Source organism: Lysobacter auxotrophicus, from assembly GCF_027924565.1.
Taxonomy (GTDB): domain Bacteria; phylum Pseudomonadota; class Gammaproteobacteria; order Xanthomonadales; family Xanthomonadaceae; genus Lysobacter_J; species Lysobacter_J auxotrophicus.
This window is the reverse complement of sequence record NZ_AP027041.1, coordinates 613,871-628,920: the sequence shown is the minus strand read 5'-3', so window position 1 is coordinate 628,920 and position 15,050 is coordinate 613,871. Positions and strand designations below refer to the sequence as shown.

Here is a 15,050-nt window from a genome sequence, read left to right as displayed (position 1 = left end):
GGCCCGCCCGGTGCGCTGCACTGGACGGGCCGCGTGGGTTCCACCCTCCCCCGCTCGCGCGGGGGAGGCATTACCGCATCAGAACGTGCCGCGAACGCCGATCGTGTACGTGGTGCCGAAATCGTACATGTCGTTGACCGCGTTCTCGAAGGCGAAGAAGGAACGGCGCTCCTCGCCCAGGATGTTGGTCACGTTGAAGAAGATCTGCGGCTTGGACTTCACGTTGACCAGCGTGTAGCTGCTGGACAGGTCGAGCTGGCCGCGATCCTCGCCGTACAGCTGCGCGAACGGAATGCCCTGCTGGTTCGCGCCGCTGGCCGCGGAGCCTTCCTGCCAGTTGTACGACAGGCGCGCCTGGGCGACGTCGTTCTCCCAGTAGATGGTGGCGTTCCACAAACTCGGCGACAGGCCGTAGATGTTGCTCGACAGCGCGGCCGCGTCCTTGCCGATGGTGGAAATGTCGATCTTGGAGTAGTTGGCCATGAAGCCCAGGCCGTCGAGCACGATGCTCAGCGGCTGCACCCAGATCGCTTCCCAGCCGTTGATCTCCAGCTCGGCGTCGGCGTTGACCTGCTGCTGCACGTTCACCGTCGCGACGGTCGGGCCGCCACGCGAGTTGATCGCCTGCTGCTGCGCATCCACCAGGCTCTCGAACGGGATGCCCAGATCCGTGAACGGACGGGTGACCACGCCCTGGTAGGTGTAACCCTTGATGCGCTTGTTGAACAGCGTCAGGCCGACGAAGCCTTCCCCGCCCGTGTACCACTCGCCGCCGATGTCGAAGTTGGTCGAGGTGTACGGGGTCAGGTCCGGATTGCCCTGCGTCGCCACCTGCGCCGAGATGTCGCTGAAGGTCGTCGCCGGCAGCATCGAGCTCGGGTTCGGACGCGTCATCGTGCGCGAGGCCGAGGTGCGCAGCACCACGTCTTCGGCCACGTCCCACGCCGCGCTGAACGAGGGCAGCCACTCGTTGTAGTCGCTGGTCAGCGTCTGCCACTGGCGCACGCCGCCGATGGTGACCGGGCCGCTGATGTCCTGGTCGGTCTTCGCGTAACGCACGCCCATGTTGAAGCGCAGGTTGCGATGCCAGACCTCGGACTCGCCGTTGACCATGATGAAGGCCGCGGTGTTGGCCTCATCGAAGCCACCGGTCGGCGCGCTGGTGTTGGCGTTGTTCGCCTCGGGCGCGCCGTCGCGGTAGAACGCGTAGTTGGTGTCGGCCATGAAGCGGTCGAAATCGACCGTCACGAAGCCGGCAGGACCCGGCGAAAGATAGTTCGGCAGCGCCGCGTCCGGCACCTGCGAGAACGCGTACGGCTGCCAGCTCGTGCCGGTGTCGCCGAAGCCGACGATGGAGCGGGAGTTCTCGTCGTAGGCGATGCCGAGGGTGACGTTGTTGCGGTCGTCGCCCAGCTGCAGGCTCGTGTTCAGGCCGCCGGTCGTGGTCACGCGCTTCTCGTTCTGCGCCCACACGCGACCGCCGGTCCAGGTCCAGCCGATGTTCGGATCGTTGAGGTCCAGGCCGCTCTGCGTGGTCGGGATGTCGCCGTTGTTCTGGTACTGCACCGTGGTGACCGGCGAGTTGAACAGGATCGTCGGCGAATCGCGGAACATCCAGCTGCGGCTGACGCTGGCCTGCACGTTGAGCTTGACGTCTTCATCGAAGAAGAACGTGAACCCCGGCGTGAACTGCCAGTACTTCACGTCTTCGGTGTACGGACGGGCTTCCAGGAAGTACTGCGCGTTCTCGAACGTGGCGCTGGTGACGACGTTGTTCGCGTCCAGCTGCATGTTCGTGGGAACCATCGCGCCGTTGCGGCCGATCAGGTTGATGTCGATGCGGTCGTTGGTGCGGTGCGCGTCGGTGTACAGGACGTCGGCGTACACCTCGAGGTCCTCGTTCGGACGCCACTGCACCGAACCCAGGAACGCATCGCGGTCGCGGTCGCCGGACATGTGCACCGGACGGCCCAGGCGCGGGATCAGCGCTTCGCCGATCTGCGCATTCGTCAGGCCCGGGTTGTGGTCGCGCAGCCACTGCGCGTTGATGGTTTCGCCCGGACGGCTCGCGATGGTGGCGGGAACGCGCCAGCCGTTGCCGCCGGTGGTGTTGCACGGCGAGCCCAGGGCCGGGAACGTCGTGCCCGAACCGCCGTCGAAGCACTGCGCGTTGGTCAGGTTCGGATTGGTCCAGCCGACCGTCTCGTAGCCTTCCACGCCGATGTGGCCGCGCTGCGAGGTCAGGCCGACCAGCACGCCGAAGGTCTTGTCTTCATTGAGCCAGCTGCCGATGACCGTGCCGCGCGGGCTGGTCTTGTCGCTGACGTCGTTGTAATCGCCCTGCAGCGAGTAGGTGACCTGCGATTCGGGATTGTCGAACGGACGCACGTTGCGCATGTCGACCACGCCCGACGCGCCGCCTTCCGGCAGCGCTGCGGTGGGCGACTTGTAGACCTGCAACTGCGTGAAGAATTCGGTCGGGAACAGGTTCAGGTCGACTTCGCGGTTCGCGTTCTGCGCGTCCAGGCCGATGGAGGCCGTCGCGACCGACTGACCGTTGATGGTCGTCTTGGTGAAGCTGCTGGGCAGGCCGCGGATGGCGACGTTGAGGCCTTCGCCGTTGACGTCGCGGTTGAGCTGGATGCCCGGGATGCGCGCCAGCGATTCGGCGATGTTGACGTCCGGGAACTTGCCGATGTCCTCGGCGTAGATGGCATCGACGAAACCGGTCGATTCGCGCTTGGCGAGCGTGGAGTACTCCAGGCTCTGGCGGAAACCCGATGCGACGACGCGGTCGAGCTCGGTGACCTGCTCCTGCGTGGACTGCGCGGACTGCGTGGTTTCGGACTGCGTGGACTGCGTATCGGCCGCCGGCGTGGCGGTCTGCGCCTGCGCGAAGGCCGTCGAGCTGGCCAAACCCAACAGCGCCAGACCCAACGCGCGCGACAGCGTGTTTCTTGCGAACTTCTGCACCGTACTCCCCTCCCGTTTCTGGTACGCGGCGATCTTCAGGATTCGCCGCACTCGTTTTGTGTAGAAACCTGTTTGACGCAATGACCCCGGTTTCCAGTGGGTCGGACAAGTGGTGCCGATGGTAGCGCTACCATTTATCTGGCCGCACGCTGCGGTGCGACATGGAATTCCGCGACGTGTCTACGCGGATTTGTCGCAACGCAGCATGACGTTTCGCCCTGAAAGCAGGTTGGATATGGGGGTGGCGCGTATTGCCGGGCACTGATTTCCTCGCCCGGCGGTGATAGCGCTACCACTTTCCCCGTCATTCCACACCTGCCATGCGTGCAGGAGGACTCGCGCCGATGCCCCACCTCCCGCCCCCGCATGCACGCAGAACGGGTGCATTCCATGAATGACACCGCCTCCCAAGGCGCCGCCACGCCAACCGCCAGAGTCGGCAACTACCGCTGGCGCGTGTGCGCCATGCTGCTGGCGGCGACCACCATCAACTACGTGGATCGGCAGGTGCTCGGCGTGCTCGCGCCGTTCCTGCAGACCGAGATCGGCTGGAACGAAATCCAGTACGGCTACATCGTCACGTCCTTCCAGGCGGCGTACGCGATCGGCCTGCTGTGCACCGGCGCGATCATCGACCGCTTCGGCACGCGCATCGGCTACGCCATCGCGATCAGCGTGTGGAGCGTCGCCGCGATGGCGCACTCGCTCGCCGGCAGCGTGGTCGGTTTCGCGGCCGCGCGTTTCGCGTTGGGACTGGGCGAAGCCGGCAACTTCCCGGCCGCAATCAAGACCGTCGCCGAATGGTTCCCGCGCCGCGAACGCGCGCTCGCGGTGGGCGTGTTCAACGCCGGCTCCAACGTCGGCGCGGTGCTCGCGCCGCTGCTGGTTCCGGTGATCGCCGCAACGTGGGGCTGGCAGGCGGCGTTCCTGTTCACCGGCGTGCTCAGCGCGACGTGGCTCGCCGGTTGGCTGCTCACCTACCGCACGCCGGACCAGCAATCCAAGCTGACGAAGGCCGAACTCGACTACATCCGCAGCGATCCGCCCGAGCCGACGGTGAAAGTGCCGTGGCTGCAGCTGCTGCGCCATCGCCAGGCATGGGCGTTCGTCGCGGCGAAGTTCATCACCGACCCGGTGTGGTGGCTGTTCCTGTTCTGGCTCGGCAAGTTCCTCGCGTCCGAATACAAGCTCTCGCTCAGCACGATTGGTTTGCCGATGATCGTCGTGTACCTGATGGCCGACGTCGGCAGCATCGCCGGCGGCTGGCTTGCGGGGCGCTTCATGCGGCTGGGCTGGGATGTCAACCGCGCGCGCAAGGGCGCGATGCTCACCTGCGCGCTGTGCGTCGCGCCGATCGTGCTGGTCACGCAGGTCGACAACCTGTGGATCGCCGTGGCGCTGATCGGCCTGGCGATGGCCGGCCACCAGGGCTGGTCGGCGAACGTGTTCACGCTGCCGTCGGACATGTTCCCGCGCCACGCGGTGGCGTCGGTCGTCGGCATCGGCGGCTTCGCCGGCGCGGTCGGCGGCATGCTGATGTCGGTGTTCACCGGCGCGCAGCTGGAATCCACCGGCAGCTACGCGCGCATCTTCCTCATCGCCGGCTGCGCGTACCTGCTCGCGCTCGCGGTCGTGCACCTGCTCGTTCCGAAACTGCAGCCGGCCGCGCTCGAACGCGCGCCCGCCGCATGACGCATCGCCTCCACGCCACCAGGGGAATCGCATGAACCATCGCCACACCGTCCTCTTCGCGCTGCTCGCCGCGGCGCTTTCGCCGGCCTTCGCGCAGACCGCGGCGCCGACGCAGCTCGCCGCCGGCAATGCGAAGTTCCTCGGGAGCGCGTACAGCAAGCCGCAGGCGAAGGATTTCGCGATCTACTGGAACAAGGTCACGCCGGAAAACGCCGGCAAGTGGGGCGAGGTCGAGAAGCGCCGCGACCGCATGGACTGGCGCGGCCTGGACGAGGCGTACCGCATCGCGAAGGACAACCACCTGCCCTTCCAGATGCATGTGATGGTGTGGGGCAACCAGCAGCCGGAGTGGATCGAGAAACTTCCCGTCGCCGAGCAGCGCGAGGAAATCGAGGAATGGTTCGCCGCCGTCGCCGAGCGCTATCCGGCGCTGGACTACGTCGAGGTGGTCAACGAACCGCTCAACGATCCGCCGAACAAGGACGACAAGGGCGGCGGCAATTACATCGAAGCCCTCGGCGGCAGCGGCGCGACCGGCTGGGACTGGATCGTCGAATCCTATCGCCTCGCGCGCAAGCACTTTCCGAATTCGAAGCTGCTGATCAACGACTACAACATCACCAACAAGCCCGACGCGACCAAGCGCTACCGCGAGATCATCGACCTGTTGCGCCGCGAAAACCTGGTCGACGGCATCGGCGTGCAGGGCCATGCGTTCGCGACGACGCCGGACGTGCCGATGTCCGTGCACAAGGCGAACCTCGATGTGCTCGGCGAAACCGGCCTGCCGATCTACGTGACCGAACTCGACATCGACGGGCCGACCGACGAACAGCAGCTTGCCGATTACAAGCGGATTTTCCCGGTGTTCTGGGAGCATCCGGCAGTGAAGGGCGTGACGCTGTGGGGGTTCCGCCCGGGCCTGTGGCGGCAGAAGGAAAAGGCCTACCTGGTCCGCAAGGACGGCACCGAACGTCCGGCGCTGACGTGGTTGCGCGAGTACGTGGCCGGCACGGCGGCGAAACCCGCGCAATGAAGGTCCTCGCGTCCGACGCCGTCGCCGCGCTCGTGCTGCTCGCCGCGCCCGCGATCTCGCGCGCCGCGGACGACTGCAGCCAGCCCGCCGCCATCTGCGACGACGCCGTCGCCGGCGCGCTCGCCCTCGTCGATCACGGCCGCGTCGCCCGCGTGATCGTCGACGATGCGGATTTCCCGGGCGTGCTGCGCGCAGCACGCGACCTGGAAGGCGATCTCGCGAAAGTCGCCGGCGGCGCGGGCTGGCACGCGAAGACGGCGATCATCGCCGGCACGCTGGGACGCAGTCCGCGCATCGATCGCATCGTCGGCAAGCACGGGCTCGACACGCGTGGCGTCGCCGGCACGTGGGAAGGCTATTCACTGCAGGTCGTGGAGCGCCCGGAGCCCGGCATCGACCGTGCCCTGGTCGTCGTCGGCGCCGACAAGCGCGGCACGATCTTCGGCCTCTACGAACTCTCGCGCCGCCTCGGCGTCTCGCCGTGGAACTGGTGGGCCGACGTGCCGGTGCAGCCGCGCGAAACGCGTTACATCGCGCCCGGCCGTTTCGTCGATGCGCCGCAGGTCCGGTATCGCGGCATCTTCCTAAACGACGAGGATCCCGCGCTCGGCGGCTGGATGAAGGCCACCTACGGCGGGCCGAACCACGCGTTCTACGAACGCGTGTTCGAACTCGTGCTGCGCCTGAAGGGCAATTACCTGTGGCCGGCGATGTGGGGCCGCGCGTTCGCCGACGACGATCCGCGCAATCCGCAACTGGCCGATGAATACGGCATCGTCGTCGGCACCAGCCACCACGAGCCGATGATGCGCGCGCACGTGGAGTGGAAACGCCACGGCGAAGGCGCGTGGGATTACACGAAGAACGCCGGCAACCTGCGCACGTTCTGGCGCGACGGCATCCAGCGCATGGGCACGCATGAAAGCGTGGTGACGCTGGGCATGCGCGGCGACGGCGACGAGCCGATGACGCAGGACACGGCGATCGAACTGCTGCAGGGCATCGTCGCCGATCAGCGCGACATCCTGCGCGAGGTCACCGGAAAGCCGCCGGAATCCACGCCGCAGGTGTGGGCGCTCTACAAGGAAGTGCAGGACTACTTCGACGCCGGCATGAAGGTGCCGGACGACGTGACGCTGCTGTTCGCCGACGACAACTGGGGCAACATCCGCCGCCTGCCCAAGCCCGGCGAAACGCGCGGCGGCGGCTTTGGGGTGTATTACCACTTCGATTACGTCGGCGGCCCGCGCAACTACAAATGGCTCAACACGACGCAGATCGAGCGCACGTGGGAGCAGATGCACCTCGCGTACGAATACGGCGCGCGGCAGCTGTGGATCGTCAACGTCGGCGACCTCAAGCCGATGGAGTTCCCGATCTCGTTCTTCCTCGACCATGCGTGGAAGCCGGAAACCTTCGGCATCGACGAACTGCAGCGCTATCCCGCGCGGTGGGCCGCCGAACAGTTCGGCGCGCAGCACGCGCGGGAGATCGGCGAGCTGCTCACGCGCTACACGCAGTACAACGCGCGCCGTAAACCCGAGTTGCTGTCGCCGGACACCTTCAGCCTGGTGAACGACGCCGAGGCCGATCGCGTGCTCGGCGAATGGAACGCGCTGGTCGAACGCGCGCGCGTCGTCGGCGCCGCGCTCGGCCCGCAGTACCGCGACGCGTACTACCAGCTGGTCGAATACCCGATCACGGCGAGCGCGAACCTCACCGCGATGTACGTCGCCACCGGGCGCAATCGCCTGTACGCAAAGCAGGGCCGCGCATCGGCGAACGCGCAGGGCGACCTCGCCCGCTCGCTGTTCGAACGCGATGCCGAACTCGCGCGCGTGTACGAACAGGACATCGCCGGCGGCAAGTGGATCCACATGATGTCGCAGCCGCGCATCGGCTACACGAGCTGGCAGCAGCCGGAACGCAACCTCATGCCGGCGCTCGAACGCGTGGTGCCTAAACCCGGCGCATCGATGGGCGTGGCGATCGAAGGCGACACCGCCGCGTGGCCGGGCGCGAAGTCCACCGCCGTGCTGCCGCCGCTGGATGCCCTCGCCGCCCGCTCGCGCACCATCACGCTGTTCAATCGCGGCGCCGGGCCGTTCCGCTTCGAGGCGGCTGCATCGCAACCGTGGCTGCGCGTGTCGCCCGCCCGCGGCGAGGTGACCGACGAACGCGCCGTGCAGGTTGATGTCGACTGGGACCACGTGCCCGCGAACGCACGCAACGGCCGCGTCACGCTGCGCGGCGACGACGGCACGCGCGTGGTGGTCGACGTTCCGATCGATGCGCGCGTCGATGTCGCCCACGCGCGCGGATTCATCGAGACCGACGGCAGCATCGCGATCGAAGCGGCGCACCACGCACGCGCGGTGGCGAACGGCCCGGTCGAATGGCGCACGATTCCCAACCTCGGCCGCACGCTGTCGGGCGTCGCCTCGTTCCCGGTGACGGCGCCGGAAGGCCGCCTCGACGAGCGCGGCGCCTGGCTCGAATACCCCATCCACCTGACGCGCGACGGCGCGTTCGACGTGCGCGTGGTGATGTCGCCGACCCTGGATTTCCAGCATCGCGGCGGCCTCCGCTACGCGGTGTCGATCGACGGCGAGGTGCCAACGATCGTCACCGTGAAGTCCGACCCGACGCCCGATCATCCGGATTTCAACGCTTGGACACGCGCGGTGAGCGACAGTGTGTACGTCGGCACGTCGCGCCATCGCGCGGCAGCGGGCAATCGCACGCTGCGCATCTGGCGCGTCGACCCCGGCGTCGTGCTGCAACGCGTGGAGATCGCGCGCGATGGCGCACGCACCAGCTACCTCGGCGCGCCCGAGAGCCCGCGACTGTGAGCACGACGCCGCAATGCATGCCGGATTCCCGCGTCGGCGGGAACCAACATCCGCACCACCTGCCTTGAGCTTCCCGCCATGACCACGCCCCTGCACCTGCACGAAGACCGCCTTTTCCCGAGCGATCCGGCCACGCGCGACATCGCGCGCCGCCTGTATCGCGAAGTCGCCGCGCTGCCGATCGTGAGCCCGCACGGTCACACCGACCCGGCGTGGTTCGCCACGAACGCGCCGTTCGCCAATGCCACCGAACTGCTGCTGGTGCCGGACCACTACGTGTTCCGCATGCTGTACAGCCAGGGCGTGTCGCTGGATGAACTTGGCATCCCGCGCGCCGACGGCTCGCGTGCGCAGGTCGATCCGCGTGCGGCGTGGCGCGTGTTCGCGCGCAATTTCCACCTGTTCCGCGGCACGCCCTCGTCGATGTGGCTGAACCACGTCTTTTACGAGGTGTTCGGCCTGCGCGAGCGCCTGGACGAGCGCACCGCGGACGATTACTACGACCGCATCACCGATGCGCTGCAGACGCCGCCGTGCACGCCGCGCGCGTTGTTCGAGCGCTTCAACATCGAGGTGATCGCGACCACCGAGTCGCCGCTGGAAACGCTCGAACACCACCAGGCGATCCAGGGCAGCGGCTGGAAGGGCCGCGTCATCACCGCGTACCGGCCCGATCCGGTGGTCGATCCCGAGCACGAGCAGTTCCCGTCCGCGCTGGAGCGCTTCGGCGAGCTCACCGGCGAGAACGTATACACCTGGGACGGCTACCTGCGCGCGCATCGCCAGCGGCGCGATTTCTTCAAGCGCATGGGCGCGACGTCGACCGATCACGGCCATCCGTCCGCCGCGACCGCGAACCTGCCGCCGGACGAGGCCCGCAAGCTGTTCGACGTCGTCGTGCGCGGCGCGGCCACACCGGCGCAGGCGGAGCTGTTCCGAGCGCAGATCCTCACCGAGATGGCGGCGATGAGCCTGGACGACGACCTGGTCATGCAGATCCATCCGGGCTGCTTCCGCAACCACAACGCGGGGCTGTTCGATCGCTACGGCCGCGACAAGGGCGCCGACATCCCGCTGCGCACCGAGTACGTGCACGCGCTCAAGCCGCTGCTGGACCGCTTCGGCAACGATCCGCGCCTCAACGTCATCCTGTTCACGCTGGACGAGAGCACCTACAGCCGCGAACTCGCGCCGCTCGCCGGCCACTACCCGACGTTGTTCCTCGGCCCGGCGTGGTGGTTCCACGATGCGCCCGAAGGCATGTGGCGCTTCCGCGAGCAGACGCTGGCCAGCGGCGGTTTCTACAACACCATCGGCTTCAACGACGACACGCGCGCGTTCCTGTCGATTCCCGCGCGCCACGACGTCGCGCGGCGCATCGACTGCGCGTTCCTCGGCAAGCTCGTCGCCGAACACCGCGTGGACGAGGACGAAGCCGTCGAGGTCGCGATCGACCTTGCGTATCGCCTGCCGAAGAAGGCGTACCGCCTGTGATCGCGTGGCTGCGCTGCCGTGGCGTCGCGCATGCGCTGTGCATCGCCGCGACGCTGCTGTGCGGCGCGGTGGCGGCGGCCGATCGCGATGCAACGCGTGAGCGCGTTCTCCTCGACACCGGATGGCGCTTCCACAAGGGCGATCCCGCTGATGCGAGCGGCCTGGACTACGACGTCCGCCCCGAGGTCGCGCAGAGCGCCGACGGCAAGGACGCCGATGCCCGGCCCGATGCCGCCGCGACGGTGCAGGCGACCGATCGACGCGTGCTCAAGGCGTGGATCCTGCCCACCGCCAATCCGCTGATCCGCGACCCCGCGAAGCGCCACGTGCGCCCCGCCGGGCATCCCGGTGGCGACGTCTCGTTCGTGCAGCGCGACTTCGACGATCGCGCATGGACGAAGGTGACCTTGCCGCACGATTGGGCCATCGCCGGGCCGTTCCTCAAGGACGGTCCGTACGGCGGCATGGGACGGCTGCAGACGTGGGGCCCGGCGTGGTATCGCCGCACGCTCGACATTCCGATGGGCGATGCGGGGCGCAAGGTATTCCTCGACGTGGACGGCGCGATGTCGTACGCGACGGTGTGGCTCGACGGCCAGCTCGTCGGCGGCTGGCCGTACGGCTACAACGGCTGGCGAGTGGACCTCACGCCGTACGTGACGCCCGGGCGCGCGAACCAGCTCGCCATCCGCCTCGACAACCCGCCCGATTCGGCGCGCTGGTACCCCGGCGCGGGGCTGTATCGCAACGTGTGGCTGGTGACGACCGACCCCGTGCACGTCGCGCAGTGGGGCACGCGCGTGACGACACCGCAGGTGTCCAGGGATTCCGCAACGATCGCGCTGGACGTGTCGATCGACAACGATTCCGCGCGCGTCGCGGACGTCGTCGCAACCACGGAGGTGTTCGAACTCGACGCGCACGGCGTGAAGCGCGGCGGCGCCGTCGCGCGCATCGCGCACGCTCGTGCGCGCATTCCCGCCCGGTCGAGCACGACGCTCACCGCCTCCACGACGCTGGCGAATCCGCGCCTGTGGGGCCCGCCGCCGACGCAGCAGCCGCAGCGCTACGTCGCCGTCACCACGGTGACGGAGGACGGCCGCGCCGTCGATCGCGTCGAAACGCCATTCGGGATCCGCACGATCCGCTTCGATGCGAACGAAGGCCTCATCGTCAACGGCGAACGCATCGCGATCCGCGGCGTGAACAACCATCACGACCTCGGCGCACTCGGCGCTGCGTTCAACGTGCGCGCCGCGGAGCGGCAGCTCGAGATCCTGCGCGAGATGGGCGCGAATGCCGTGCGGATGGCGCACAACCCACCGGCGCCGGAACTGCTCGAAATCACCGATCGCATGGGCCTTCTCGTGGTCGATGAGGTGTTCGACTCGTGGGAACGCAAGAAGACGCCGCTGGATTTCCACCTCGCCTTCCCCGACTGGCACGAGCCCGACCTGCGCGCGATGCTGCGCCGCGACCGCAACCATCCCTCCATCGTGCTGTGGGGCGTCGGCAATGAAGTCGGCGAGCAGTACACCGGCGAGGACGGCGCGGCCATCGCGCGGAAGCTGCACGCGATCGTGCGCGAGGAGGACCCGACGCGTCCCACGATCAACGCGATGAACTGGGCCAAGCCCGACATGCCGCTGCCTCGCGAGCTGGACGTCATCGGCCTGAATTACCAGGGCGAAGGCATCCGCCAGGAACCGGAGTTCGAAGGCACGCAGCGCATCCGCACGCCGCCGCAGTACGACGCGTTCCATGCGGCATTCCCGGGCAAGGCCATCGTCAGCACCGAAACCGCATCGGCGCTCAGCAGCCGCGGCGTGTACCTGTTCCCGGTCACGCCCAAAACCAGCGCGCCGGTGCGCGACGGCAGCGGTGGCGATTCGTCGATCCGCCAGGTCAGCGCGTACGAACTGCATGCGGTGGATTTCGGCTCCAGCGCCGACAAGGTGTTCGCGAGCCTCGACCGCCACCCGTTCGTCGCCGGCGAGTTCGTCTGGACGGGCTTCGATTACCTCGGCGAACCGACGCCCTATTACGACTCGCGCAGTTCGTATTCCGGCATCGTCGATCTGGCCGGTTTTCCGAAGGATCGCTATTACCTGTATCAGTCGCGCTGGCGTCCCGACCTGCCGATGGTGCACGTGCTGCCGCACTGGACGTGGCCGGGCCGCGAGGGCCAGGTGACGCCGGTGCACGTGTTCACGTCCGGCGACGAAGCCGAACTGTTCGTCAACGGCGTGTCACAGGGGCGGAAGAAGAAGGGACCGTTCGAGTACCGCCTGCGCTGGGACGAGGTGGTGTATCGCCCGGGCGAGATCCGCGTGCAGGCGTACCAGGGCGGCAAGCCGTGGGCGAGCGCGTCCACGCGTACCGCCGGTGCGCCGTCGCGCATCGAGGCGAAGGCCGACCGCGCCGTCATCGCCAACGACGGGCGCGATCTTTCGTTCGTCACCGTGCGCGTGCTCGACCGCAACGGCCTTCCCGTGCCGAACGCCGCCAACCGCATCCGCTTCACCCTCGAGGGGCCAGGCGAGATCGTCGCGACCGACAACGGCGATCCGACCGACATGGACGCGTTCGTCTCGCATGAACGCCGTGCGTTCAGCGGGATGGCGCTCGCGATCGTGCGCGGCGTTCCGGGTACGAGCGGCGCCATCACGTTGCGCGCCGACGGCGACGCGCTGCAGGGCGCGACCCTCACCATCGAAAGTCGACAGGAACAGCCATGACCGCACGCAACACCGCACGCAACCTGCTTGCCGCCACGCTGCTCGGCGTGCTCGCAGCATCGGGCGCAATGGCGAAGCAGCCCGCGACGACGCTGAAGGCCGCATACGCCGACGATTTCCGGCTCGGCGTGGCCGTGAACGACGACATCGTGTCCGGGCGCGATGTCGCATCGCAGGCGATCGCCATCAAACACTTCAACGCGAGCACCGCCGAGAACGTCATGAAGGCCGAGGTCGTGAACCCGAAGCCCGGCGTGTACGACTTCGCCGCGGCGGACGCCTTCGTGGACTTCGGCCGCAAGCACGGCATGTACGTGATCGGCCACACGCTGGTGTGGCACAACCAGACGCCGGAGTGGTTCTTCCAGGACGCGAACGGCAAGCCGAACACGCGGCAGGCGCAGATCGAGCGCATGCGCGCGTACATCGAGAAGGTTGCCGGTCGCTACAAGGGCCGCGTCGATGCATGGGACGTCGTCAACGAAGTGATCGACGAGGACGGCGGGTATCGCGACACCACGTGGGTGCGCGGCGTCGGCGATGGCGACGAGCTGGTGAAGCATGCGTTCGAGTTCGCGCATCGTTACGCACCGGACGCGCAGCTGTACTACAACGACTTCAACACCTGGCGCCCCGCCAAGCGCGACGGCATCGTGCGCATGGTGAAGAAGCTGCAGGCGCAGGGCGTGCGCATCGACGGCATCGGCATGCAGGGCCATTGGGGCCTGAACTATCCGTCGCTCGCCGACATCGAAGCGGCCATCGATGCGTACGCCGCGCTCGGGCTGAAGGTGATGATCACCGAACTCGACGTGGACGTGCTGCCGCTCACGCGCGAAGGCCAGGTCATCGGCACGGTGATGGCGCATCCGCAGTTCCAGCTGCCGGAATTCAAGCGCTACCTCGATCCGTATCGCGACGGCCTCCCGCCCGAGGTGCAGCAACGGCTGAGCGCGCGCTACGCCGAGCTGTTCGCGCTGTTCCACCGCAAGCGCGATGTGATCGATCGCGTCAGCCTGTGGGGCGTGCACGACGGGATGTCGTGGAAGAACGACTACCCGGTGCCGGGGCGCATCAACTATCCGCTGCTGTTCGATCGCGAGCGCCAGCCGCGGCCCGCACTGGACGCGGTGCTGCGTGTACCCTGCGGCGACGCGTGCACCGCACCGGGCCGCTGAACCTCACTGGGGAATCGTCATGCCGAAGGGATTTCGCATCGCCGCTGCCGTGATGTCGTGCGCCGTGCTCGCCGCGTGCGCGTCGCCGCCAGCGCCGCAAACGCATGGCGCGTCCATCGGCCGCATCGTCGCGTTCGATCCGTCGTTCGACGCGATCGTGCGCAAGGACGCGCGCATCGAGAAGATCGCGGAAGGCTTCACGTGGTCGGAAGGCCCGGCGTGGATCTCCGGCGGCGACTACCTGCTGTTCAACGACGTGCCCGCGAACACGATGCATCGCTGGTCCGCGCGCGAGGGCGCCTCGGTGTTCCTCACGCCGTCCGGTTACGCCGGCACCGACACGGCGGGACTGCGCGAAGCGGGTGCGAACGGGCTGGAAGCCGAGCCCGCCGGCACGGTGCTGCTGGCCGATTCGGGTTCGCGCCTCATCGCGCGGTTCGATCCGGCAACGAAGCAGCGCACGACGCTCGCGGCGACCTACGAGGGGAAGCGGTTCAACAGCCCCAACGACATCGCGCGCCGCCGCGACGGCGTGGTGTTCTTCACCGATCCGCCGTACGGGTTGAACGGCATCGACGACTCGCCGCTCAAGGAGCAGCCGGTCAACGGCGTGTACCGGCTCGATCCGGACGGTTCGGTGCACCTGATCGAAGGTGCCCTGAAGTTTCCCAACGGCGTCGCGTTGTCGCCGGACGAGCGCACGTTGTACGTCGCGAACTCCGATCGCGAGCATCCGGTGTGGATGGTCTATCGGCTCGACGCGCACGGCAACGTGACCGACCGCCGCGTGCTGGCCGATGCGAGCGACCTCGCCGCGAACGCCGAAGGCGCCCCCGACGGGCTGACGGTCTCGGCGGACGGACACCTGTTCGCGAGCGCGCCCGGCGGGCTGCTGGTGATGGATGCCAGCGGCAAGCGGCTCGGCATGATCGAGACCGGGGCGCGCGTGTCGAATGCGACCTTCGGCGACGATGGGCGCACCCTATACATCACCTCGCACACCTTCGTCGCGCGGGTTCGCGTGGAGGCGCGTGGCGTGGGATTCGAGCGCTGAGACAGCCGAACAGGCTCCTGCAGCCCGGGTAAG

8 protein-coding genes are annotated in these 15,050 nt (G+C 67.8%); 7 read left to right on the top strand and 1 reads right to left on the bottom strand.

Annotated features, from left to right (window positions below; all coding sequences use genetic code 11):
• Positions 1 to 78: 78 nt before the first annotated feature.
• Positions 79 to 2,973, bottom strand: a complete 2,895-nt coding sequence (locus LA521A_RS02670; RefSeq protein WP_281780844.1) for a TonB-dependent receptor — start codon at positions 2,971 to 2,973, stop codon at positions 79 to 81.
• A 390-nt stretch (positions 2,974 to 3,363) separates the two neighbouring features.
• Between LA521A_RS02670 and LA521A_RS02665 the strand changes: the two genes are divergently transcribed.
• From LA521A_RS02665 to LA521A_RS02635, 7 genes are all read left to right on the top strand, one after another.
• Positions 3,364 to 4,665, top strand: a complete 1,302-nt coding sequence (locus tag LA521A_RS02665; protein ID WP_281780843.1) for an MFS transporter — start codon at positions 3,364 to 3,366, stop codon at positions 4,663 to 4,665.
• Between the two features lie 31 nt (positions 4,666 to 4,696).
• Positions 4,697 to 5,701, top strand: a complete 1,005-nt coding sequence (locus tag LA521A_RS02660; protein WP_281780842.1) for an endo-1,4-beta-xylanase — start codon at positions 4,697 to 4,699, stop codon at positions 5,699 to 5,701.
• The gene (locus LA521A_RS02655; protein ID WP_281780841.1) at positions 5,698 to 8,553 is read left to right on the top strand and encodes a glycosyl hydrolase 115 family protein; all 2,856 of its coding nucleotides are present in this window, start codon (positions 5,698 to 5,700) and stop codon (positions 8,551 to 8,553) included. Before LA521A_RS02660 ends, LA521A_RS02655 begins: the two co-directional genes overlap by 4 nt.
• 78 nt (positions 8,554 to 8,631) lie before the next feature.
• Positions 8,632 to 10,047 carry a glucuronate isomerase gene (gene uxaC / locus LA521A_RS02650; RefSeq protein ID WP_281780840.1) on the top strand — a complete coding sequence of 472 codons (1,416 nt, stop codon included), beginning with the start codon at positions 8,632 to 8,634 and terminating at the stop codon, positions 10,045 to 10,047.
• Entirely contained in the window at positions 10,044 to 12,785 is a 2,742-nt protein-coding gene (gene galB, locus LA521A_RS02645; protein WP_425494555.1) for a beta-galactosidase GalB, read from the top strand. The genes uxaC and galB overlap by 4 nt, the downstream gene beginning before the upstream one ends.
• A 68-nt stretch (positions 12,786 to 12,853) precedes the next feature.
• Positions 12,854 to 13,963: an endo-1,4-beta-xylanase gene (locus LA521A_RS02640; RefSeq protein WP_281782167.1), complete on the top strand. Its 1,110-nt coding sequence runs from the start codon at positions 12,854 to 12,856 to the stop codon at positions 13,961 to 13,963.
• A gap of 19 nt (positions 13,964 to 13,982) precedes the next feature.
• Complete coding sequence (locus tag LA521A_RS02635) at positions 13,983 to 15,017, top strand: SMP-30/gluconolactonase/LRE family protein (protein ID WP_281780839.1); 1,035 nt, start codon at positions 13,983 to 13,985, stop codon at positions 15,015 to 15,017.
• The last annotated feature ends 33 nt before the right edge of the window (positions 15,018 to 15,050 follow it).